The sequence below is a fragment of the Marinitoga sp. 1197 genome, from assembly GCF_001021165.1.
Taxonomy (GTDB): domain Bacteria; phylum Thermotogota; class Thermotogae; order Petrotogales; family Petrotogaceae; genus Marinitoga.
Window position 1 is genome coordinate 22,790 of record NZ_AZAY01000034.1, and the last position, 25,177, is coordinate 47,966.

The window sequence follows — 25,177 nt, forward strand, 5'->3', positions numbered from 1 at the left end:
ATAAGAACAGTATGTAATTTGAAATAGAAAAAAGGAGTGGAATTTGTGAGAATAGCTATAACTGGTGTTACCGGCTCTATTGGAACACAAACACTGGAAGTTTTAGATTTTCTTAAAAAAAAGAACTTTGATTTTAAACTGGTTGGTGTAAGTGCAGGTAAAAATAAAGAAAAATTAATAGAAATAATAAAAAAATGGAAGCCTGAATATGCGGCTATTGAAAATGCTAATATTGAATCTTTTGATAAAACTATAATTTTTTCAGGTAAAGATTCAACAATAAAAATGCTGGAAAAATCAAAACCAGATTTTGTTCTGGTCGCTACTGGTGGTGCTGTTGGAATTAAACATACAATAAAATCAATTGAAGTTGCTAAAAGAATAGGTCTTGCTAATAAAGAATCAATAGTGTGTGGTGGAAATATGCTTTTAAATTATGCAAGAGAACACAATACTGAAATTATACCAGTTGATAGCGAACATAGTGCTTTATTTCAATTGAAAAATGGAGATACATACCCTTCAAAAATAATAATTACAGCTTCTGGAGGAGCGTTAAGAGATTGGCCGCTTAATAAATTGGATGAAGTTACAGTAAAAGATGTTTTAAATCATCCAGTATGGTCAATGGGAAAAAGAATAACTATAGATTCTGCTACTATGGTAAATAAAGGGTTGGAAATAATAGAGGCATATTATTTGTTTAATTTAAAAAAAGAAAATATAGATGTATTAATAAATAGAAATAGCCATATTCATGCTATTGTGGGATATCCTGATGGTGTTATGAAATTTCATTATGGTACTCCAGATATGAAAATTCCTATTGCGTATTCTATTACCTATCCCAGAAGAATCTATGAATATAAATTTCCCGATTTAACATCGACACCTATAAATTTTGAAGAAGTTGATTATAATAGATATCCGGCATTAAAACTTGCTTTTGATATTTTAGGAAATCAAAAACTACAAATTGTTTATAATGCTGCTGATGAAATAGCAGTTCAATTGTTTTTAGATGGAAAGATTAAATATACAGATATATATAAATTAATATATCAAGCAATTAATAAATTTTTAGATAAAAATATTGAGATCAAAAAATTTAGTGATATAATATTAATAGATGAAGAAGTTAAAAATTTTATGAAAGGACTGATATTATGAAAAAAGTAAAATTTCACCAATCTATGGGGTTTAAAACCATATTTATGGTGTCATTAATTGTAATATTAGCATTTTTAGTTAATGGATTTGTTTCGTATTATAATTTGAAAAAAATAACTGACAATTTTGTTAAAGAGGGAATAATGAAACAAAATGTTGAAAATATTTCTTCTACAATCGAAACTTTTAATGAAAGTATAAAAACATTAGAAAATACATTAAGAACTGATGAAATAAATAGAATAAAAACAATAAATGATGCAACAAAAAGCCTGGTAAATAAAATAATTGAGGATTTAAAAAATGGAAAAATAGATGAAGATTCAGCTAAAGATAAAATAAAAGAAGAATTAAGAAAAATAAGATTTGACAATGGTCAAGGATATTATTTTATATATGATGAAAATGGTATAAATGTTATGCATGCTGTAAAACCATCATTAGAAGGAAAAAATTTATATAATTTAAAAGATAAAACTGGCATTTATTTAATTCAAGAATTAATAAATGAAGCAAAAAAATCTTATGAAAATAATGATAGTGGTGTTGTTGTTTATTATTGGCCAAAACCAGGAGAACCTGAAGATAAATTATTTCCTAAATTAGGAGTATCTTTCTGGATTCCAGAATTTAAATGGATGGTTGGAACTGGTGTTTATATTGACGAAATTGATAAAAAAATCGAAGCAAAAAAAATGGAATTTTTAAATAAATTATATGATAAATTATATTCTAAATCATACATTGGTAATAATACTTATCCAATTGTTTATAATAAAGATGGAACGTTTTTTATGAATAAAGATAAAAACAAAATAGGAACAAAATCTTCAGCTATAGATCCTAAGTCTAAAAAAATAATTTCTCAATTAGCTTTAGAAACGAAAACAGGTTTTTATAAATATATGTATCCAAAGGTTAAAGGTTCGGATAAACTCTATAAAAAATTAGCGTACGTAAAAAATATAGGTGATTTATATGTAGTTTTAGCAGTTTATGAAGATGAGATTTATCAACCTTTAATGAGATCAAATATAATAAATATTATCTTTTTATTAATAACTATAATAATAATAATAATTGTTATATCTATTTCAATTAAAATATTAATTTCAAAACCAGTCCATAAATTAATTGAAAATATTGGCAAAATAGAAAAAGGTATATTAAATGAAAAAGTTGATGTAACATCTGAAACAGAAATTGGGTTATTAGAACATTCTTTTGAGAATATGAGAAAATCGTTAAGAGAAATAATTATATCCTTAATAAAAGGTAATGAAATGATATATACAGAAAAAGATAGAATTTTAGAAAATTCGAATGAATTAAAAGGAATAGTAGGAAATGTTGAGGAATCACTTGAAAAAGCCTCTTTAGAATCTGATAATGCAGCATCTTCAATTGAAGAAACAAATTCAGGTATTGAAGAAGTTGCTTCAGCTGCCCAAATGATAAGTTCTGCTGCTCAGGATTTAAGTCAAAAAAGTAATGATGTTGAAAATTCTGTTATAATAGGGGAAAATAGCATCAAGGAAATCAATAATATAGTAAATGAAGCAAAAATAGCTGCAGGAGATAATGTGAAAAAGGTAAAGGAGTTGCAAGAAAAATCTAATAATATTGGTGAAATAGTTGATACTATAGTAAGTATTGCAGAACAAACCAATTTATTAGCATTAAATGCGGCAATAGAAGCAGCAAGAGCTGGAGAAGCAGGAAAAGGATTTGCTGTTGTGGCTGATGAAATAAGAAAACTTGCAGAAGAAACAAGGCAGGCAACTGAAAATATTTCTGATTTATTAAAAAGTATAAAAGATGAAACTGATATTGTAAGTGAAAAATCAGAATCCCTTTCAAATATAATAGAAAAAGTTGCTATAAAAAGTAATGATGTATCAGATGAATTTGGAAATATAAAAAATGCAATAGAAAATATTGTATCGATGGTCGACAGTTTGGCATCAAGTTCTGAAGAACAAAGCGCTTCAACTGAGGAAATGGCAGCAGCAATGGATCAGGCTTCTAATAATGTAATTAATGTAAATGAATATATTAGAAATTCAAAGAAAAATTTCAAAAATTTGGAAAGTAGAAGTGAAGAATTATTGGAAATTTCTAGAAAGTTAGAAATCGCTGTTCAAAATATGGAAAGTCTAATTAAAAAATTTAGGATATAAAAAGGAGCCACGCTTTATGCGTGGTCTTTTTTTATATTTTATTGTTAAAGATATATTTAACAAATTATTAAAAAAAAGTCTTGAAAACTCCATATCAAGATGTTAAAATAGACTGAAAACAAATTTTCATAGGAGGAATTGACATGAAAGAAAAGCATTGCTCATTTTGTGGAAGGCCTGCCAGTAAGGTTGAAACATTAATAGCTGGACCAGGAGTATATATATGTAATGAATGTATAGAATTATTTTCTGATTTAATAGAAGAAGAATATGTGAAAGAAAATAGCAAAAAAGAAACTGTAAAAAAAGATAAAAAATTACCCACACCAGCGGAAATTAAAGAAGAATTGGATAAATATGTAATAGGGCAGGAACAGGCAAAAAAAACTCTGGCTGTAGCTGTTTATAACCATTATAAAAGAGTATTTTATGGCAATACACACGATGATGTTGAAATAGAAAAATCAAATGTATTGATGATAGGCCCAACAGGTACAGGTAAAACTCTCATGGCAAGGGTTTTAGCAAAGATATTGGGAGTACCTTTTGCCATTGCTGATGCGACACCTTTAACAGAAGCTGGTTATGTTGGTGAGGATGTTGAAAATATTATATTGAGATTATTGCAATCAGCTAATTTTGATCCTAAAAAAGCTCAGATGGGAATTATATATATAGATGAAATAGACAAGATAACAAGGAAATCACCCAATCCATCGATAACAAGAGATGTTTCAGGTGAAGGAGTTCAACAGGCTTTGTTAAAGATAGTTGAAGGAACGATTGCAAATGTCCCGCCTCAAGGTGGAAGAAAACACCCATATCAAGAGTTTATTAAGGTTGATACGTCAAATATATTATTTATAGCTGGTGGAGCATTTGATGGTCTTGATGAAATAATAAAACAAAGAATTTTAACGACAACAATGGGGTTTGGTACAGATATAAAAGGAAAAAAATATATGGAATTGGGAGAAATATTGAAAAACGTTACTCAGGATGATCTTGTGCATTATGGATTGATACCGGAATTTGTTGGAAGATTTCCAGTTGTGACAACATTAGGGGATTTAAGTGCAGAAGATCTGGTAAAAATTATCAAAGAGCCTAAAAATGCAATTTTAAAACAATATAAAAAAATGCTTGAATTAGATGGAATTGAATTGGAATTTACAGATGATGCATTATTGGAATTAGCTAAGTTAGCTTTAAAAAAGGGAACAGGTGCAAGAGCACTTAAAAGTGTGTTTGAAGATGTTATGCTGGATATTATGTTTGAAGCGCCAAGTAAAAAAGGTATTGTAGAAAAAATTATTATTGATGAAAAGGTAGTAAAAAAAGAAAAAGATCCTGTAATAATAGAGCGGGAGAGTGCATAATGGAACCTATAATTTTTTCAATAGAAACATCATGCGATGAAACGGCAGTAGCAATATTAAAAGGAAAAAATAAAGTTTTATCAAATCTTGTTGTATCTCAAATTGATATACATAAAATTTTTGGAGGAGTTGTTCCAGAAATTGCTTCACGAAAACATTTAAATTATTTAAATCAGTTAACTAAAAAAGCATTTGAAGAAGCAGAAATAGAGCCTGATAAAATATCTGCAGTAGCTGTTACATATGGCCCCGGATTAGTCGGGGCTTTGCTTATAGGTTTAAATTTTGCAAAGGGGCTTGCTTTAAATTTAAATAAGCCATTAATAGGCGTTAATCATTTATATGGGCATATTTATGCAAATTTTATAGCTTTTCCAGAATTGAAGCCGCCTTTTTTAATTCTTCTGGTATCAGGTGGTCATACAATGATATTATTAGCAAAAGATTATTTGCATTTTGAAATTATAGGACAAACTATAGATGATGCAGCTGGTGAAGCTTTTGATAAGGTAGCTCGAATGTTGAAGCTTGGCTATCCAGGTGGCCCAAAAATTGATGAACTCGCTAAAAACGGAAAGCCTGTATATGATTTTCCAAAACCATTGTATAATAAAGGTTATGATTTTTCATTTAGCGGATTGAAGACATCGTTATTATATTTTATAAAACAAAATAAAAATTTTAAAATAGAGGATGTTGCAGCATCTTTTCAAAAATCATTAATTGATACGCTTATACATAAAACAATTAAAGCTTCAAAAGAGTTTAAAATAAATGATATTATAATTGCTGGTGGAGTTGCCGCGAATAGTTATTTAAGAGAAAAAATAAAAACAGAAAAAGAAAAAAGTAAAAAATTGAATATATACTTTCCTCCATTAAATTTGTGTACGGACAATGCATTAATGATAGCAAGAGCTGGATATGAAAAATATATAAGAAATAAATTTGCAGATTTAAATTTAGATGCAATTCCGAATTTGGGGTTGAAAGATATATGTTAATTGGAAAAGTTGGTCTGGCCCCTATGGCGGATTATACAGATTTTGCATATAGGGAAATTTGCAGAAAATATGGTGCAGAATTTACATTTACTGAGATGATTAGTGTAGAAGCTCTTATCAGAAATAAACAGGAAAGTTTTCAAATGTTACCGAAAAAAAATGAAAAAAATATTGGTATACAGTTATTTGGTTCTAATATTGAAAACTTTGTCAAAGCTGGACAAATGGTCCAACATTCTGGAAATTGGATAGACGTCAATGCAGGATGTCCTGTAAAAAAAGTGGTAAAAAAGGGTGCTGGATCAGCGCTTTTAAAAGATTTAGATAAATTAGGTGAGATAATAAAAAAATTAAAGGAAAGTGTGAATATTCCTGTTGGAATTAAAGTTAGATTAGGTTTTGATGAAGATATAGCTGAAAAAATTATAGAAGTTGTACAGAAAAATAAAGCAGATTATGTCATTGTTCATGCTAGAACACAAAAACAGCTATATTCTGGAAAAGCAAATTGGAAAAGATTTAAAGATTTAAAACGAGTATGTGAAATTCCTCTTGGTGCCAGCGGGGATATATACACTTATGAGGATGTTAAAATATTAATGGAAAAATTTGGAGTAGATTTTGTTGTAATTGCGAGAGGAAGTATAGGAAATCCTTGGATATTTTCAAACCAAAAACCGGACATAGAAGAATTAAAAGATATTATATTAAAACATATTTCAATAATGATTGATGAATATGGTGAAAAAAAAGCAATAAGAAAATTTAAAAAAATTTTTATTGGTTATACAAAAGGAATGAAAAATGCTCGTGAAATACGGAAACAAGTACCGCATATAAACACATATTGCGATTTAAAAAGGGTAATTGATATGTATATTTTTTGAGAAAGTTTTAAGATAACAGTTTAATATTATTATTTAATGAATTTTTAAAGTATAATAAAAATGCAAAAGTATCATTTGCGTAAATACATTTACAAAATAGAATATATATTTTTTAGTAAATTGCCGGATAATTCCGGCATTTTTTTGATGAAAGGTAAATATGATATAATTTCATACCTTTAAACAAAAGATCAGTAATAAGAAGGTAAATAATATTAATATCAAAAGATTTTCTAAACATAGAAAAAGTAGATTCATCAGGAACATAATTTCTAATAGGATCAAAACCAATAGCTTGGGCTAAATAAGGATTAGAATAAAGTTCATCAATAAGATCAGAAGTAGAATTAAGATTTTTAATAATTTTAATTAAAATAGCTTTAATCATAGAAACAGGAGAATAACCAGTTCTACCAACACCAGAAACATTGCTTCGCAAAAGTTAAGAATAAAAATTATAAATTAAAGAAAATTAAATTAAATCATTCTGCTTGTGCAGCATGATTTAAAATTTCAGGAACAAGAGACCAGTCAATATAATCAAAAATGGTAAGGATATAAGCAAAAGAAGAATTAGATTTCATATATTCATCATAGACAAAATCGAGATAAAATTGTTTAGGATTATTACTTATGGTTTGACCTCCCCTGTAAAAGTGTATAGTTTAATTTTACCGAATTAAACGATAATTTAACTAATTATATTATACACCAGGGAGGCAAACCTCTTAAAAAGATAATATGAAAGTATTGTAAACAATAGGGTTTTAGATTTTTTGAAGATGGTATATAATTTCACTGTAGGAGATGAAAAAATGAAAAAATTGAAACGATTGCCAATAGGAGACAGTGATTTTAAAACAGTAATAGAAGATAATGCATACTATATAGATAAAAGCATGTTAACAAAAGAAATAATAACAGGGGGTAGAGTAATACTAATAACCCGGCCAAGGAGATTTGGAAAAACATTAAACATGAGCATGTTAAAATACTTCTTCAGAAACGATCAAGATAACAAACATCTATATAAAAACTTAAAAATATACAAAGAAAAAGAGATAATAGAAAAGTATTTAATAAATTTCCTGTAATTTATTTAGCATTTAAAGATGCAAAAAAAGAAGAACAATTATCAATGAAAATAGAAATAAAAAGTTTAATAAGAAATTTATATTCCGAACATCTATATTTAATAAATAGCGAAAAACTCAACGAATTAGAAAAAAATATATAAGACAAATATTAGAATTAGAAGAAATAAAAGGATATACATAAAATAGCAAAAGAAGATACATTATTTGAAATGGCATTAAAAAAACTATCGCAATACCTCTACAAACATTACGGCAAAAAAGCGATATTATTAATAGACGAATACGACACACCAATACAGCAATCATATTTAAAAGGATATTATAAAAAATTTATAATATTCATAGGTAATATATTGGGCGGCTTGACCTCCAAAAATTAGACAAAAAATAAGAAAAACTCATTTTTTCACAGAAATAACCATATAAAATAAAAAAAGTAAAAAAAAGGAAAGTCGTTTTTGACTTCGTCAAAAAAATTATCATTAAAAAGATAAAAAACGAAATCAGAAGTAAGATACTTTAAAGACCTTTTGCAGCTTTTCTTCGAAAAGCGAAAAAATAAAATAGTATAATAAATAGATATTACTTATAAACAGACTATATAGTTATTTTAAAATATGAATAGCATTAAAAATTATTATAAAAATCAAAATTATTTTTTTGTGAAGCAAAAATGATTATAAAAATAAATATAGGAAATATAATAATTATAAACATCATCGATATCGTTAAAAGAAATATATTCAACAAATTCTCTTTGAACATAAACAGCTTTTCGAAGAAAAGCGAGTTTATGGAATATAATTATTAAAATAAAAAAATCAAAATACCATGATGCAAAGCATCATGTAATAAGCAGTAAATCTCCAATAAAAGTTACTTTCTTTGTTGTTGTCGTTTTTTTTCAAAAAATTAATTTCATCCTCTTGCATTTTAATAAGAAGCTCTTTTTCAAGAAGAAGACAATCATAACGATTGTTCATAATATTTAAGTTTTTTCTCTAAAGCAACAGAATCATTAGTATTATTTGAATTAGACTTAATAATACCAAAGCATTTTGCTTCGCAAAAACAAATAAGAAAAATAAACATAAAAATATATATAAAAATTTATAAAATAAAAAATCATACAGCTTGCGCAGCATGATTTAGAAATATCAGAAATCATAGAACTAGGACGACCTTTTTTTGAATGAAACACATTATCGTCATATGTAAATGGTAAAATAAAAAAGAACAAAAAGAGGAAAATAAAAATGAACAAAAATGTACAAAGAAGATAAAGAAATAATGGTATCCTTCTTTTTTGAAAGGAGGATACCAAAGATGGAGAAAGTAAAACAACAACTAGAAATAATAAGGATGATGGGAATGAAACCAAATTTTTCTGAATTAGGTCTGACCCCGGAATTTAGAGAAAAAATAGGAAAATTTCATTTCTTTACACGAATGAAAAAAATCAAATGGTGATTAAATTTTTTTCTGTTTATGCTATAATTAAGACAAAGCATATGTTTCGTAAAAGGGGATGAGTAATTTGAAAGATCAAAAATTTAAGAAGATTGAAATTAGAAATTATAGAGGAATTGAAAAATTAATTATTGATGATTTAGCAGATATTAATATAATATTTGGAAGTAATAATTCAGGAAAGACTTCTATGCTTGAAGCAATATTTGCACATTCAGCAGGGCTAAATCTTGGAGCTTTCTTTAATGTCATTTTTCCCAAACGGCAGAGTGGGAATTTTTCAGGAACTTATGATTTCGGTGAAAATATATTAAGCCTTTTTTATAACTATTTTGAAATGTTTAAAAAAAATAATACTTTAAGGTTTGAAATATTTTCAACTTATAATAATAAAATGGAAAATAAAACTTTTTTTGAGTTCAAATATTCTACATTACTTTCACCTTTTTTTGGGGAACAATTTGAGGAGAAAAATTTGAAAGTAGATGAAAATGTATTGAACAAATCCTTTTTTGGTAAGATGACAATTGATTTAGTTAATGAGAATGGAAATATTAAAAAGAGCTTTAATATTGTTCTTCCACCTCAATATGAAAACGCTGAAATTTTAAAATCTGCAGTATATCATGATATTTTAAATCATAGAGAACCTCTTAGTGAAGTGAAAATATATGGTGTCCTTAAAAGATTTAATAAACTTTTTGAATTTGTTGATAAGATGAAAGAAATTTTTCCATCTATTAAAAATATTGACAATATTCCTTTACCTGATGGGACATCTAAAATTTATGTAGATATAGGAAATGAAAAGATTCCACTTTCTTTGTTTGGAGATGGCTTTAGAAGATTATATTATTTATTAGGAAATATGGTTATGTATCAAAATTCCATACATTTAATAGAAGAAATTGATTCGATGTTTCATCCGGAATCTATACCAATTTTAGCAAAAACGCTTAATGATTATTGTATGGAATATAAAAATCAATTGTTCATAACATCGCACAATCAGGAATTTATAGAAGTATTTTTATCTTCATTAAAAGATAAAGAAGAAATATTAAAGAATAATATAAGAGTTTTTACTCTAAAGGAATATGAAGGTAAGTTAAAAATATTAAAATTAAATGGAGTTGAGGCACTTAGAAATATTAAAGAATTTCATCTGGAGTTGAGATGATGAATATACTTATAATTTGTGAGGGAAATACAGATAAACATCTTATAGGTTTTCATTTAGAAAAGAAAGAAAATTATAAATATCAAAAAAGGTCTGAATTTTTTACAATCCAATTAGAGAAAAATCAATTTCAGATTAATTTGTCGAATCAAGAAAATAATATTACAATAGTTTCTGTGGGTGGAAAAACAAGAATTTTTAGTTTTTTTGAAAAAGTAAAAGAATATATATCTCAAGTTAGAGATAAACAAAAGTTAATTAATAAAATAGTTATTATGATTGATAGAGATGAGGATTCGGAGAGAGATTTGCTAAATATGTTTAATAACAAGATTAGCAATATTAATACATGGGAAAAAATGAGTATTTCTAATCAAATGTTTGATGAAGTAGATGTAGATTTTTTTCTTCTTGTCATTCCACCTGAATCGAATGGAGCAATGGAAAGATTTGTGATAAATTCTTTGAAAGATAAATATGATTATATTGTTGATGAATTAGAAGTTTGTGTAGATAATATAAGTAAAAAAAATAAAGAATTTCGTAATAATGAAAGACTTAAAGATAAAGCGAAACTTGGATGTGTTTTGTCGATTTTGTCTCCAGAATGGAGCCTTGACAAATTGACTGAAAAAATGAAACAGATAAATTGGGAAGAACTTGATAAGTTTAATAGAGTATATTCGAAAATATTTAAATAAAAAGATTGAAAAAATACGGTTCGCTTTCTGTCACTCAATTAAGTAAAATTACATATATGGATGAGAAATATATTAATACCGATCATGATGAAATTATTTTATAAAAAATTATTATATCACCATAAAAAAATGAGATGGATAAAATAAATCAAAGTAAAGATATCTGCATTGCCCAGGGGGTGAAGCCGGGCTGGCTGAAGGATAGTTGATAATATATTCAAATGTAATAGAGGATTTTGAATATATTTTAGAAGAAACATAAGGTTTATAAAAATAAATTTTGAAAGTCCATCAAAAATATAAAATAACTATAAATCAGTAAAAAGGGGTGATTGAATTAAAATTCGGTATTGTACAATATCCAAAAAAAATAAGTTTGTCAGAAAAAATATATAATAAATATTTCACATATATGGATATACATGCGATATATGAAGGAATCAATATTAAACCAGAAGATTTTGATAAAAAAATAAATACAATAATATCAAATTATTATGGGCTTAACATTACAATTCCTTATAAAGAAAAAATTTTTAAATATATAAATCCATCTGATGATGCAACATTTCTTGGTGCAGTAAATACAATATATAACAATAGAGGATATAATACAGACTGGGTAGGTTTTTTAAATTCCATAAAAAATGAAGATTTAAATGGAAATATACTCGTTTTGGGTGCAGGAGGAGCATCTAAGGCTGTTTTATATGGTTTATATAAGCTTGGAATAGATAGATTAGTTTTGATAAATAGAACGTATGAAAAGGCTATAAAATTAAAAAAATTATTTGATAAAAAAATAAATATAAGAGTTAAGCCTTTTGATAAATTAAATGATGAAATATATAAAACATCTATATTTATAAACACCACATCAATAGGAATGTTCGGAGAGAGTATTCCTATTGATTTAAATAAAAATTTAAAGCTTGTATATGATGTGATATATATTCATACGCCTCTTCAAAAAGTTTTTGAAAAAGCGCAAATAAAGGTTATAAATGGGAGAAAAATGTGGTATTATCAGGCAATAGAAAATTTAAAAATATGGGGTTTATATAATAAAGAAATTTTTGATTTAATTTTTAATTTTTAATATTCCTGAAGATATAATTAATACAAAAATCATGGAAATAATTGGGACTATATAACCATATATTATTGAATAGTCTCCTAAGAATCCCATAAAAGGGACTATTACTGCAGCTCCAATGCCTATACTTAAAGAAACCATACCTGAAATCAGCCCAACCTCTCTATGAGATAAATTTGCATTTAAATATTTCTGTGTTGCAGGAAAAATTGGCCCCAATAAAAATCCAAGTAGTGAGAAAAAATAAGGAGAATATTTTCCGGAAATAAAAATTAATATTAAGTCGATTATAGAAAATAAAACAAATAATACCGTTATTTTCATTTCCAATTTTTTATATAATCTATCCGTAATTAATCTTCCAAAGGTAAATGTTATCCAGAAAAAGCTTATGAAAATAGAAGCTTGTTCTTTTGAAAAATGAAAGTAATCATTAAATAAATTTGCTCCCCAGTTTATAACCCCGATTTCTGTGCCTGAATACAATGTGAATATCAATAGCATATAAATAATAAATTTTCTTCCCAGTATATCAATTGCTTCAGTTAATTTAAAAGCTTTATATTTAACATTTTCTGGAACTTTTTTCACCAGCATAAAAATTTCTATAAGTATTGATATTAATAGATAAAAAATAAAAGGTATTTTATAATTCATATTATTTTTTAAAACATAGGATATAAAAAGAGGACCAGAAATTCCTCCAAAACCAAAAAAAGCATGAAACATACCATATTTTTGATATTTTTCATCGAGATGATCAAACATTGAAATTAATGCTAGGATACTTTGCCCCATAGCAGCTCCTAAAAAAAACATTGATAATATAAGAATATATGCATTATTTGAAAAAATGAATAATGCTGTTCCTAAAACTTCAAATCCCACCCCTATAACAAGACTGCTTCTGAGTCCCAATATAGCAATAATAAATGCGCCAAAAAATGAAATTATCATATTACCAACAGTTCTGGAAAAAGGAATAAAGGAAGAAATTCCAACGGACATATTAAAACTTTCCTGTAATGTTGTCATTAAAGGTGGAATTGAATTAACGATTATGGATAATAAAAAAATGTTAATAAAAATAAATATTTGCAATTTTTTTTGTGTCATTTCAACCTCCTTTTAAAAATTAAATTTTTATTGTATAATATTATAGCAGATAAATGTTGGAGGTGCAATATGTCTATAAAAAAATATGTTATTTTAATATTTTTTTTATTATTAATGATCCTTCAAAGTTGCTCTTTTTTTAATTTTAACAAAAAAAATGTTTCTGAAATTATAGAGTCAAAAAAAATTTTCAATATTTCAGTTGAAAAAAACATATATATAGCTTCAAAAAGATTTAGAGAACCATTTAAAGTTTATATTAGCAATTCTTATGCAGCAACACCATCTGAAGTAATAGATAAAATAAAAATTTTTCCAGAAACTGAAGAAGCTACTATAAAACTTTATAAAAATTACCTGGATTTTAATAATTTTACAAAATCTGGGACATATACTATAACCTTTTTTCATTCAAAAATATCGACATCTTTAACTATAAGAATATTACCTGAAAAGTCTGAAGATCTGGTTTTAAGAATACCTCAGAAAACTTTTTTTGCAACAGATGTAATAAAGATACCTTTTCAATTATATTATGTTGATAAATTTAAAAATAAGATAATAAAGAATATTGAAAATATTTCAATTTTCCCTTATGTTAAAAATACATTAAAGAAAATTAATAATAAAAATTATGAATTAATATTGTACAATATTACAAAGCCAGGAAAGTATAGGTTTGCACTTAAAATAGATAATAAGATAAAGGATTTAACCTTTGAGATAATACCCGGATCACCTGAAAAAATCGAATTTGAAAAAAGAATTTTAAATTTAGCCACATATTATGATAATAATATACATTTTCCTCCAAAAATGACCAAGATAACGTACAGGCTTTTAGATAGATTTGACAATGTTACGAAAAATAAGGAAGTTTCCTATAAAATAGTATCAAATAATATATTAACTCCAAAAATCCAAATATATGATGGTAAAATTAATATAAATTCTAATGTTTCACCTGGAAAATATATTGTTGAATTTTTTTATAATAATAAAAAATTGAAAGGTAATCTTGAAATAAATATTTTTAGTGTTCCAAGAAAAATAATATTTATAGAAAAGAAAATTACTGATTCAATTTATCTGGAGTTTTCTATACAGGACGGAAACACAAATCTGGCAGAAAATATTGAAATAAAAAAAATAATAATAAAATCAAATAAAACGGAAATTTTAATCGGGGATAAACTAAAAAAATATTTGATAAAAGAAGGAAATATATATATATTAAACAAATATCCTCTAAATACTTATGGGAATAATATAGAGATAACAATATACATTAAATCAAATATATTTAATTACACAAAAAAGATTACAGAGAAATTATTTTGAATTTCAATAAAAGGAGGAATTTATATGAAAAAACTTTTTTTAATACTTGTTTTATTTTCAAGTTTAATATTATTTGCTGGTACTTTTTACAACCCTTTAGGTCCAACTTTATTGCCTGCAGCTGGGTTATATATCAATAAAATTCCAACGTTACAAACATCTTATTGGAGAAATATAGATCAGGCACAAACATTGGTGTTAAAAGAACAGGCAGATTTTATAGTGTTACCTGTAGCTTTAGGTGTTGAATTAATAAATAAAGGTGCAAAATATAAATTAGCAGGTATTTCACTATGGAAAACATTTTATTTAATTTCTTCTGAAGAGATAAAAAATATAGAAGATTTAAAAGGAAAAAGAATAATAACTCTTCATGGGCCAGGACAAACGGCGGATGTTATTTTAAAAATAATAAAAAAAATTAAGAAAATTGATTTTGAAATTGTATATGTAACAAGTGGTCCAGAGATAATACAGTTATTAGCTTCTGGAAAAGAGAATATAGCTGTGTTACCAGAACCTTTTGTATCTCTTGCAGAAGTTAAGACAAAAGGAAAAATAAAAGTTCAAATGGATTTTCAAAAAGTTTATGCATCATTATTTAATTTAAAGGATGAAAAATTACCAATTGCAGGAATTTTTGTTTCAAATAAAAAATTTAAAGAAAATCCAAATTTTGTAAAAAGGGTTTTAGATGGTTATAAAACGTCAGCAAATGAATTTTATAAAAACAATTTTGAACAGGCTTTAAATTATGTATATAATATTATGCAGACTATGCCAAAAATAGTTTTGCAAAAAGCCGCTTCGAGATCTAAAATTTTTTATACAAATGATATAAAAAATATAACAAATATTTATCTAAAAAATCTTTATGAATATGGTGCAATATCAAAAATACCAGAGGATTTATATCTAGATTATTGAGGAGTAGATTTATGAAAAAAGAGTTTTTAAAAGAATTCAAAAAATTATGCGATATTGTTCAAAGAAACATTGAGAAATGTCCATGGGTAAAATCAATAAATTTAAATACTATGATAAATGAAGCCTCTTCTGAGATAAAAGAAATTGAAGAGGCTTTGCTAAGTGAAGATATTGATAATCTTGAAGAAGAATTAGGTGATCTAATTTATGATGCTTTTTTGATATTAAAAATTGCTGAAAGGGATTATAACATATCTTCAGATAAAGTTATAAAACGTGTAGTTAATAAAATATCCAACAGAAAGCCATGGTTATTCTGGAAAGAAAGTATTTCTCGCGAAGAGGCAGCAAAAATATGGTTAGAAAGAAAAAATGCAGAAAAAACAGGTGATAATATTGGTTAAGTTGTATTTAAGTGATTTGCATATAGGTAATGGAAACAAAAAAGATGATTTTAAATATGATATTGAGTTAATCAAAATTTTAGAAAACTTAAATACAGATTCAAATAATGAGTTGTATATTGTAGGAGACGGATTTGAAATTTTGCAATCTTACGAAAATAATATAAAAACAAATGATGTTAGAGATATAATTAAAAGTTTTGATTTTCAATATATATTTAACGAAATAGAAGAAAAACATCAAAATTTAATAGATGCATTTAGAAAATTTGCAAAGAGAAATACCATACATTATATTGTTGGAAATCATGATTATTATCTTTTGTTAGATGAAAAAATGAAAAATTATTTTAAAAATTTTTTAGGTGAAAATGTTGAAGTTCATCCATATTACTATGATGAAACCTGGGAATTATTTATAATACATGGAAATCAATTTGATCCTCTCAATAGATTAACATTAACTAAAAATGGGAAAATACTACCTCCATATGGTGAACTAATGGAAAAATTCATATCAAAATATTTTGATAATGAAATTCTAACAGTATTACCAGACGAAATTTTAATGGATTATGATAATATAGAACCCAAAATGGATATCTTTTTATGGCTTGAAGAAATTAGAAATAAATATTCTATAAGACTTGATCTTGAGTATAAATGGATTGATATGTTTGTTAAATTTGTTCGATCTAAAGAATCAAAAGAATGGTTGAAAGAAAATTATCCTTTTATACATTTTTTATCTTATTTATTTGTAAACAAGATAGGTGGTATAAAAATAGGAGAAAGTATCGTAAGAACAATAAATTATTTTAGAGGAGCAAAAAAGACAAATTATTTGTTAAAAAACGTAAAAAAAATCTTATATGAAAGTAGATATATTCCTAAAAAATATTGTGTTGGTTACTCTGATAATGATATTATAATTCCATCAAAATTGCAGGGGATAATAATGGGGCATATTCATATTCCGTCATATGAAATTTTTCCAAACAATATAGGGGAAACCTTTTATTGTAATTTAGGAAGCTGGAAACATACAGTAAGAAAAACATCTGTAAAAAATAAAACGAAATTCTTAAAAAGAACGCAGATAAGTTATTTTATAGTAAAAGAAAGTAACAAAAGCTTGAACACACAATTTATTATAAAAGATATGATATAATTAAGGAGGGCATCATGAATATAGGAATAATTGGTTCTGGTAGTTGGGGAACTGCAATATCGAAAGTATTGTTAAATAATGGACATAATGTAAAAATATGGACAAGAGAAGAAAAGATACTTAAAGCATTAAAAGATGGAGAAAATCCATATTATTTACCCGGCATATCAATTCCAAGAAATATAAAACCTTTATTGAATATAAATGAAGTTATGAAAAATTCTGAAGTAATTGTGTTAGCAATACCAACCCAGGCAATTCGAGAAGTTGCATTGCAGATAAAGCCTTTTTATGAAAATCAAATTATAGTTAATTTAGCAAAAGGTTTAGAAATTTATTCTCAAAAAAGAATTAGTGAAATTTTAAATGAAGTAATTGGAGACATTCAATATGTAGTGTTAAGCGGTCCCAGTCATGCTGAAGAAGTAGCAAGAGATGTTCCTACAAGTATTGTTGCTGCATCCAATGATTTAAAAATAGCAAAAATTGTTCAAAAAATATTTAGTAACATTTCTTTTAGAGTATATACTAATGAAGATGTTGTTGGTGTTGAGTTAGGTGGAGCTATTAAAAATGTTATTGCAATTGCAGCAGGAGTTATTGACGGAATAGGTGGATGGGATAATTCCAAAGCAGCGTTGATAACAAGAGGGCTTGCGGAAATAATTAGATATGGTGAAAAAAAAGGAGCTAAAAAAGAAACTTTTATGGGATTAGCAGGTTTAGGTGATCTTATAGTTACATGTAATAGTCAACATAGTAGAAATAGATATGTTGGTGAAATGATTGGACGAGGTAAAAAATTAAATGAAATAATAGAACACATGAATATGGTGGCAGAGGGTATATATACTGTTAAAGCGTTATATGATGAAATAAAAAGGTTAAATATAGATATGCCCATAACAGAAAAAACTTATGAGGTATTATATTTAAACAAAAATCCTAAAAAAGCCATTCATGAATTAATGAAAAGAGAATTAAAAGAAGAAAATTAGACCTTTACATTTGATAAGGAGGGAGAAACACATGGAAAAAAAGATGGTGTATTTTTACGGCGGTGGTATTGCCGAGGGTAGTGCAAAATTAAAGAACTTACTTGGAGGTAAAGGTGCAAACTTAGCAGAAATGGCAAAAATGGGGTTGCCTGTTCCAGCTGGTTTTACTATTACGACAGAAGTTTGTGATTATTATTGGAAACATGATAGAAAATTCCCAGAAACATTAGAAGCAGATGTTGAAGCTGCATTAAAAAGATTAGAAGAAGTATCAGGAAAAAAATTTGGAGATAAAGATAATCCATTATTAGTATCTGTAAGATCTGGTGCAGCTGTATCAATGCCAGGTATGATGGATACAATTTTAAACTTAGGTTTAAATGATGAAACAGTTGAAGCTTTAGCAAAAAATACAGGAAATCCAAGATTTGCATATGATGCATATAGAAGATTCATTCAAATGTTTGGTGATGTTGCATTAGGTATACCTCATCATGATTTTGAAGAAGCATTAACAAAAGTAAAAGAAGAAAAAGGTGTAAAATCAGATATTGAATTAGAAGCAGAAGACTTCAAAAAAGTTGTTGAATTATACAAAGAAATTTATAAAAAGGCAGGAAAAGAATTCCCTCAAGATCCTAAAAAACAATTATGGATTGCTATAGAAGCTGTTTTCGGAAGTTGGATGAATGAAAGGGCTATAAAATACAGAGCTATTAATGGTATTAAAGAAGGTGAATTGTTAGGTACAGCTGTTAACGTAGTTATGATGGTATTTGGTAATATGGGTGAAGATAGTGGAACAGGTGTATGTTTCACAAGAGATCCTAATACTGGAGAAAAAATAAAATATGGTGAATACTTACCAAATGCACAGGGTGAGGATGTTGTTGCAGGTATCAGAACACCATATCCATTGGAAAAATTAAATGAAATTATGCCAGATGTATATAAACAATTAACAGATATTATGGATAAATTAGAACATCATTACAAAGATATGCAGGATATAGAATTTACAGTGGAAAAAGGTAAATTATATTTCTTACAAACAAGAACAGGTAAAAGAACAGCTAAAGCTGCTGTGAAAATTGCCGTTGATTTAGTAAAAGAAGGTTTAATAGACAAAGCTACTGCTGTAATGAGAGTAACTCCTGATCAGATTGACAAATTATTGCACCCAGCATTTGACGAAAATGAAATCAAAAAGGCACAGGAAATAGGTGAAGGATTACCTGCATCACCAGGAGCAGCAACAGGTAAAGTTGTATTCAGTGCAGATGAAGCAGAAGAATTGGCAAAAGAAGGAACACCTGTTATTCTTGTAAGACCAGAAACAAGTCCTGAAGATGTTGGAGGTATGAATGCTGCTGAAGGTATATTAACAGCAACAGGTGGTATGACATCACATGCAGCAGTTGTTGCAAGAGGTATGGGAAAACCTGCTATTGTTGGTGCTGATGAGATAGTTATAGATGAGTCAGCAAAGAAATTTGAAGCAAGAGGCGTTATTGTAAAAGATGGAGACTGGATTTCAATAGATGGTACAACAGGAAAAGTTTATTTAGGAAAAGTAAAAACAATTAAACCAAAAGGATTAGAAGGCGAAGTAGCTGAACTATTAGAATTTGCTGATGAAATAAGAGTATTGGGAGTAAGAGCAAATGCTGATATCCCAAGAGATGCTAATGTTGCAAGAAATTTTGGTGCTGAAGGTATTGGATTATGTAGAACAGAACATATGTTCTTCGAAGGTGACAGAATCCAAAAAATGAGAAGAATGATAGTTTCAAAAACAGTTGAACAAAGAGAAGCAGCATTAGAAGAATTATTGCCATTACAAAAAGAAGATTTCAAAGGATTATTTGAAGCTATGGAAGGATTCCCTGTAACAATAAGATTATTAGATCCACCATTACATGAATTCTTACCGAATGATGAAGAACAAATGAAAGAATTAGCACCACAATTAGGAATTACAGTAGAAGAATTAAAAGAAATTGTAGAAAACCTACACGAATTTAACCCAATGATGGGTCACAGAGGCGTGAGGTTGGCTATCACATATCCAGAAGTTGCAGTAATGCAAACAAAAGCAATTATTTTAGCTGCTATTGAAATGGTTAAAGAAGGTAAAAAAGTAAAACCAGAAATTATGATTCCATTAGTAGGAACAGTAAATGAATTAAAATACTTAGATAAAATAGTAAGAGAAACTGCTGATAAATTAATTGAAGAAGCTGGTGTTGACTTAGATTACAAAGTGGGAACAATGATAGAAGTACCAAGAGGTGCAATAACAGCTGACGAAATTGCAGAAGTTGCAGAATTCTTCAGTTTTGGTACAAACGACTTAACACAAATGACATTAGGTTTCTCAAGAGATGATTATGGTAAATTCATCAACGATTACATTGAAAAAGGAATTTATGAAAAAGATCCATTCAAACACGTTGATCAAACAGGTGTTGGTAGAATGGTAAAAATTGCAAAAGATTATGGAAGATCAGTAAATCCAGAATTAAAATTAGGTGTTTGTGGTGAACACGGTGGAGATCCAGAATCAATTGAATTCTTCCATAAAACACAATTAGATTACGTAAGTTGTTCACCATACAGAGTTCCAATAGCAAGATTAGCAGCAGCACAAGCAGCAGTTAAATTCAAAAGAGGAAAATTTGTAAATTACGCTGACTAATATAATAATAAAACCCCGGGAGAATATTTCTCCCGGGGTTATTTTTATTTAAATTTTTCACGTATTTCCAATCTGAAAATATTATAATTATATTCATTTAATAATGAATAATAGTATTCTATATAAGAGATTTTATCTAACACATATTTTAAATATTCTATTGGAGAATTATCATAGTTTTTATCATTTTCCAATAAATTAAGATATTCTTTTGCAATATTTAATTCCATTTCTAATTGTTCAATTGTATAAACTATATTTGTTATATTTAATCTTACATTATTAATTATTTGTTCTTCATTATATAAATAGGAGATATTAAAATCTTGATATTTTTCACTGCTATTCAAAGTAATATTAAACGATATATTTGAATTAAGATTTTTATATTTATTGAAATCATAAAATAAACTTCCCTTAATACTCATAGTTATAAAACTATTCAAGCTATAATTAACCATAACACCAGTTTCTATATTTGAAAAATTATTTATTATTATATACGGGGATATTCTTGGTAATATATTTCTATAAAAATTTGCAACTTTTTCAGCATTATTTTCTTTTAATTTATATAATTGAACTTTTGCCTCAGGTAAATTATATAAATATTCTTCTTTTAGAAATTTATTTTTATCAAAATTATGTATATTTTCTTTATAGTCTTTAGTATCTAAAATAATATTATCCTTTTTATTAATAAAAAATGTATTTCTTAATTGCATCTCTAATATTTCTTTTTGATGATAGTGTTTTTTTCTTTTTAGTTCTAACTGTTTAAGTAATAAATCTATGTTATAGATTTGCTTTTTAGGTATTTTTATATCATTATTTTTAAACAGTTTCTCAACCTCATTATATATATTTTCGATATTTTTTAAAATTTTTTTATTTGTAATTGCCTGATATAATAATTTCACTTTTTCTTCTATTTCCATTATTTCAAAATTTATTAATTCATATTTTAATCTATTTTCTGTCAAAAATGGCAACTTAGTATTAGTCATAGCTAGAAAATCATTTAAATTAAAATTTATCGACGTTATTCGATTATTTAAATCAGAATAGAAATTTATATATGGCAAATACAATGTTATTCCTTTTCCAGAATAATTATATGCCCTTATTTCTTCCATTTTAGAAATAGTGATCGGAGATTTTTTTAATTTATTTTCATTAGTGATTAAATCAATATTAATGATAATATTATTTCCGAGACCATAAATAACAAAATAAATAAATAATAGAAAAAAAATTTTTTTTAACAAAATATATACACTCCCTATTCATTAATAATTTTATTAACCTTATAAATTCTATATCCTCTATTACCTATTATTAATATATGATCATTAACATTTAATAGTCTAACATTAATTTCAAATATTTCATCCAATAGTAATTCATAAAATACTTTAACTATTTTATTTGTATAAGATACATAAGCAACCTTTAGTTTTTTTCCATCACTATATGAAATAAATAAATTATTATTCGAATCAATAGAAAAATCTATTATTCTATTTGGGAACCAATCTAACTCTTTTTTATTTTCTCCGGTTTTTATACTATATCGATATATTTTATTATCACTAGATAAATAGTAAAAATAGTCATTCTCTATGGTATATTTTATAATCGAAGCTACGTTAATTTTTAAATTTTTTATAATATCTGTATTAGATATAATTTTCCCTTTTATATCTATTAAATATATTTTATTTGAATTATTTATTATTAACAGTTTTTCATTTTTATATGGTAAAATATATTTGATGTCATTAAATGTATTTCCATATTTAATGATGTTTTTTAAACCGCCGTTATTAGAAAAAATATATAATTTTTTATCTTTTTTTGAAAATACTATAATATTATTTCTTAAAGCTATAATGTTACCAATATCATCTTCACTAATATACTTATTATAAATATTAAAAAGGATAACTTCTTCTGATGAATTATTAAAAAATACTTTCATTAAAATTCCTTTCTTTTTGAAAAACAAATAAGCATTTTTACTTTGATAATCAACAACCGAAACTGATATTGGTCCTAAATCAGGATAAATTGAATAATTCTCTAATGCATTATCATATACCTCTTTAATCTTAAAATAGTTAACATCACTATCTGAATATATTTCTCCAATTAAAATAATTAAAATTATAAATATTAATATAGTTTTTTTCACACTTGCCCCTCCTCATACACATATATGGCATCTTCAAAAATACTCAAATATAATATTTACAATATTTGCATGTTATCTAAAAAAAATTATCTTTATTAGATACAATATAATTAGGTTAACTATTTATTCTATTTAGTAAAACAAAACGATATTGTCTTACAAAGGAGACACCTCAACAAAGAATAATCCTTACTAAATTTACCTTGATAAAGTAATTATTTACTTTGTTTTTTAAATCGCAATTTATACTTCATAATATTTTTGTTCGAGTTTTTTTCATATTCTTATTTACTATTTTTCATTTTTGGAAAGTCTATTAAGATGAACATCTATTAGCTTAATAAAACTAATAGGGCTATCGAGTTATTTTATAGGAATTGTTGTAACTCTATCTTCTGCATATAAAGGTTTGTCAACAGACCAAGTTGTAATTTTCCTTTCTTTATAAAATTCATAATAATATGCCATTCCCCAAGCTCTATACTTTTTCCATCTTGAATCCCAGGTTAATTTATATTTTGGGCGACAAACTGCTTGTATCGATAATGTTTGAGAAACCTCTAGGCTTGATCCAATGTTAAAATTTATCTTTAATATATCAAATAAATCTCCTTCACCACCAGCATTTACTATTATTGATTGCTTAACTGTTTTTGTTCTATTTACATTAATATTATCCATAGTTCTATTAGTTACAGAAACTAAAGTTTTCCAAGGAGTATAATAATACCATGAATTAACAATTTCAGTTTCCCAGCCCCAAAATTTAGCGGAAAAAGTAGAAATAGAAATTAATAATACGAGAAAAAACACCATATAATTTTTTTTCATAAACCTCATCCCCTTTCTATAAATATTAATATTTTTGACGCAAAAATAATTATTATCATACTTAAAATTTTATAATTAAAAAAATTTTTATCTTTATAGTTTTATACAAATATAATATCAAAAAAAAAAAAAAAAAATAATAACATTAAAGTAAATTAATGGTAAATTTTCTTTTTGTAAATGAGATGATTATGGTAAATTCATCAACGATTACATTGAAAAAGGAATTTATGAAAAAGATCCATTCAAACACGTTGATCAAACAGGTGTTGGTAGAATGGTAAAAATTGCAAAAGATTATGGAAGATCAGTAAATCCAGAATTAAAATTAGGTGTTTGTGGTGAACACGGTGGAGATCCAGAATCAATTGAATTCTTCCATAAAACACAATTAGATTATGTAAGTTGTTCACCATACAGAGTTCCAATAGTAAGATTAGCAGCAGCACAAGCAGCAGTTAAATTCAAAAGAGGAAAATTTGTAAATTACGCTGACTAATATAATAATAAAACCCCGGGAGATTAATTCCGGGGTTATTTTTATTTAAATATCGAACCTCAAATCAAAATAAACAACGATTCTAAGTTTGTGTTATAATTAAAGAAAGATAAAATTTTATATGTTCATTTTGAGGTGATACTATGCATCCATTAATAGAGAGATTTTCAAAATTAATTATTTTCAGGAAGTTAAAATTATCAGAAATTGAAGAGTTAATAGAAAATAATATATTATATATAAAAGAATTTGAAAAAAATTCAATAATTAAATCAAGAGGTGAAAAAATAGAAGAAGTAATGTTGCTATTATATGGCAGAGTAAAAACAGAAATGATGGAAATTGATGGAAAAATCATACAAATAGAAGAAATGAAAGCGCCAACTATTATGGCATTAGGTGCAACATTTTCTAAAAATTCCAAAATTCCAGTAGATATTATTTCAGAAGAAAAGACACTTGTAGCTTATATTACCAAAAATAAAATATATGATTTATGCATGAAAAATAAGGATTTTTTAATAGAATTAATAGAATATATGGGAACAAAATTTAATTTTATATCACAAAAATTATGGTTTATAACATTAAATAGCTTAAAAGATAAAATTTTATATTATTTAAAAGAAAAAATGGAAGATAAAAAAACTGAGGTTATTGATTTAGAATATTCCGTTGAACAATTATCACACCTCTTTGGTGTTACAAGACCTGCATTATCAAGAGCTTTTTCTAGATTAGAACATGAAGGTATAATAAAAAAAGAAGGTAATAAAATATATATTTTAGATAAAAATAAAATCGAAAATAAATAGTAATTCCCCTCTCAGAGGG

The 25,177-nt window shown here is 26.2% G+C and carries 23 protein-coding genes and 1 pseudogene; 19 read left to right on the plus strand and 5 right to left on the minus strand.

Annotated elements, in window-relative coordinates; translation table 11 throughout:
- Positions 1-45 precede the first annotated feature (45 nt).
- The 5 genes from dxr to X275_RS08770 all read left to right on the plus strand — a co-directional run bounded on the left by dxr (position 46) and on the right by X275_RS08770 (position 6,620).
- The gene (gene dxr / locus X275_RS08750) at positions 46-1,170 is read left to right on the plus strand and encodes a 1-deoxy-D-xylulose-5-phosphate reductoisomerase (RefSeq protein WP_052913783.1); all 1,125 of its coding nucleotides are present in this window, start codon (positions 46-48) and stop codon (positions 1,168-1,170) included.
- Positions 1,167-3,350: a methyl-accepting chemotaxis protein gene (locus X275_RS08755; RefSeq protein ID WP_047268454.1), complete on the plus strand. Its 2,184-nt coding sequence runs from the start codon at positions 1,167-1,169 to the stop codon at positions 3,348-3,350. The genes dxr and X275_RS08755 overlap by 4 nt, the downstream gene beginning before the upstream one ends.
- A 143-nt stretch (positions 3,351-3,493) precedes the next feature.
- Positions 3,494-4,729, plus strand: a complete 1,236-nt coding sequence (gene clpX / locus X275_RS08760) for an ATP-dependent Clp protease ATP-binding subunit ClpX (RefSeq protein WP_047268455.1) — start codon at positions 3,494-3,496, stop codon at positions 4,727-4,729.
- A complete protein-coding gene (gene tsaD, locus X275_RS08765) occupies positions 4,729-5,733 on the plus strand; it encodes a tRNA (adenosine(37)-N6)-threonylcarbamoyltransferase complex transferase subunit TsaD (RefSeq protein ID WP_047268456.1) in 1,005 nt (334 codons plus the stop codon). Before clpX ends, tsaD begins: the two co-directional genes overlap by 1 nt.
- A complete protein-coding gene (locus X275_RS08770; protein ID WP_047268457.1) occupies positions 5,727-6,620 on the plus strand; it encodes a tRNA dihydrouridine synthase in 894 nt (297 codons plus the stop codon). The genes tsaD and X275_RS08770 overlap by 7 nt, the downstream gene beginning before the upstream one ends.
- 112 nt (positions 6,621-6,732) lie before the next feature.
- On the opposite strand, the gene X275_RS08775 is transcribed toward X275_RS08770, so the two are convergent.
- Positions 6,733-7,059, minus strand: coding sequence for a transposase (locus tag X275_RS08775; protein ID WP_156168743.1), 327 nt, complete (start codon positions 7,057-7,059; stop codon positions 6,733-6,735).
- A 376-nt stretch (positions 7,060-7,435) separates the two neighbouring features.
- Here X275_RS08775 and X275_RS08780 point away from each other — a divergent pair, with 376 nt between their 5' ends.
- The 6 genes from X275_RS08780 to X275_RS08795 all read left to right on the plus strand — a co-directional run bounded on the left by X275_RS08780 (position 7,436) and on the right by X275_RS08795 (position 12,167).
- The gene (locus tag X275_RS08780) at positions 7,436-7,714 is read left to right on the plus strand and encodes an AAA family ATPase (protein ID WP_052913785.1); all 279 of its coding nucleotides are present in this window, start codon (positions 7,436-7,438) and stop codon (positions 7,712-7,714) included.
- A 212-nt stretch (positions 7,715-7,926) separates the two neighbouring features.
- Positions 7,927-8,097, plus strand: coding sequence for an AAA family ATPase (locus X275_RS11545; protein ID WP_156168747.1), 171 nt, complete (start codon positions 7,927-7,929; stop codon positions 8,095-8,097).
- 946 nt (positions 8,098-9,043) lie between these two features.
- Positions 9,044-9,187 (plus strand): hypothetical protein, encoded by a 144-nt coding sequence (locus tag X275_RS11550; protein ID WP_156168749.1) that lies wholly within the window; start codon positions 9,044-9,046, stop codon positions 9,185-9,187.
- Between the two features lie 67 nt (positions 9,188-9,254).
- Complete coding sequence (locus X275_RS08785) at positions 9,255-10,367, plus strand: AAA family ATPase (protein WP_047268459.1); 1,113 nt, start codon at positions 9,255-9,257, stop codon at positions 10,365-10,367.
- Entirely contained in the window at positions 10,367-11,068 is a 702-nt protein-coding gene (locus X275_RS08790) for a DUF3226 domain-containing protein (protein WP_047268460.1), read from the plus strand. Before X275_RS08785 ends, X275_RS08790 begins: the two co-directional genes overlap by 1 nt.
- A gap of 328 nt (positions 11,069-11,396) precedes the next feature.
- Entirely contained in the window at positions 11,397-12,167 is a 771-nt protein-coding gene (locus tag X275_RS08795; protein WP_047268461.1) for a shikimate dehydrogenase family protein, read from the plus strand.
- On the opposite strand, the gene X275_RS08800 is transcribed toward X275_RS08795, so the two are convergent.
- Positions 12,150-13,280, minus strand: coding sequence for an MFS transporter (locus tag X275_RS08800; RefSeq protein ID WP_047266241.1), 1,131 nt, complete (start codon positions 13,278-13,280; stop codon positions 12,150-12,152). The two genes, X275_RS08795 and X275_RS08800, sit on opposite strands and share 18 nt — an antisense overlap.
- Positions 13,281-13,349: 69 nt before the next feature.
- Here X275_RS08800 and X275_RS08805 point away from each other — a divergent pair, with 69 nt between their 5' ends.
- From X275_RS08805 to ppdK, 6 genes are read left to right on the plus strand one after another with little or no spacing between them, the layout of a single operon-like run.
- Positions 13,350-14,621: a hypothetical protein gene (locus tag X275_RS08805; protein ID WP_047268462.1), complete on the plus strand. Its 1,272-nt coding sequence runs from the start codon at positions 13,350-13,352 to the stop codon at positions 14,619-14,621.
- Positions 14,622-14,645: 24 nt separating this feature from the next.
- Positions 14,646-15,548 (plus strand): ABC transporter substrate-binding protein, encoded by a 903-nt coding sequence (locus tag X275_RS08810; RefSeq protein ID WP_052913787.1) that lies wholly within the window; start codon positions 14,646-14,648, stop codon positions 15,546-15,548.
- Between the two features lie 11 nt (positions 15,549-15,559).
- Complete coding sequence (locus X275_RS08815) at positions 15,560-15,952, plus strand: MazG nucleotide pyrophosphohydrolase domain-containing protein (protein WP_047268484.1); 393 nt, start codon at positions 15,560-15,562, stop codon at positions 15,950-15,952.
- Entirely contained in the window at positions 15,936-17,123 is a 1,188-nt protein-coding gene (locus tag X275_RS08820; RefSeq protein ID WP_156168751.1) for a UDP-2,3-diacylglucosamine hydrolase, read from the plus strand. The genes X275_RS08815 and X275_RS08820 overlap by 17 nt, the downstream gene beginning before the upstream one ends.
- Positions 17,124-17,137: 14 nt before the next feature.
- Entirely contained in the window at positions 17,138-18,121 is a 984-nt protein-coding gene (locus X275_RS08825) for an NAD(P)H-dependent glycerol-3-phosphate dehydrogenase (protein WP_047268464.1), read from the plus strand.
- 31 nt (positions 18,122-18,152) lie between these two features.
- Positions 18,153-20,819, plus strand: a complete 2,667-nt coding sequence (gene ppdK, locus X275_RS08830) for a pyruvate, phosphate dikinase (protein ID WP_047266236.1) — start codon at positions 18,153-18,155, stop codon at positions 20,817-20,819.
- Positions 20,820-20,863: 44 nt separating this feature from the next.
- Here ppdK and X275_RS08835 read toward each other — a convergent pair whose 3' ends face one another.
- From X275_RS08835 to X275_RS08845, 3 genes are all read right to left on the minus strand, one after another.
- The gene (locus X275_RS08835; RefSeq protein WP_197072636.1) at positions 20,864-21,955 is read right to left on the minus strand and encodes a hypothetical protein; all 1,092 of its coding nucleotides are present in this window, start codon (positions 21,953-21,955) and stop codon (positions 20,864-20,866) included.
- A 146-nt stretch (positions 21,956-22,101) separates the two neighbouring features.
- Positions 22,102-23,013, minus strand: coding sequence for a hypothetical protein (locus X275_RS08840; protein WP_047266234.1), 912 nt, complete (start codon positions 23,011-23,013; stop codon positions 22,102-22,104).
- Between the two features lie 363 nt (positions 23,014-23,376).
- On the minus strand, positions 23,377-23,844 hold the full coding sequence (locus X275_RS08845; RefSeq protein WP_047266233.1) for a hypothetical protein: 468 nt from the start codon (positions 23,842-23,844) through the stop codon (positions 23,377-23,379).
- Between the two features lie 184 nt (positions 23,845-24,028).
- On the opposite strand from X275_RS08845, the pseudogene X275_RS08850 reads away from it, so the two are divergent.
- Together X275_RS08850 and X275_RS08855 are read left to right on the plus strand one after the other, a co-directional pair.
- A pseudogene (locus tag X275_RS08850) lies at positions 24,029-24,343 on the plus strand (putative PEP-binding protein); the annotation flags it as partial.
- A 143-nt stretch (positions 24,344-24,486) separates the two neighbouring features.
- A complete protein-coding gene (locus tag X275_RS08855) occupies positions 24,487-25,158 on the plus strand; it encodes a Crp/Fnr family transcriptional regulator (RefSeq protein ID WP_047268467.1) in 672 nt (223 codons plus the stop codon).
- Positions 25,159-25,177: the final 19 nt, after the last annotated feature.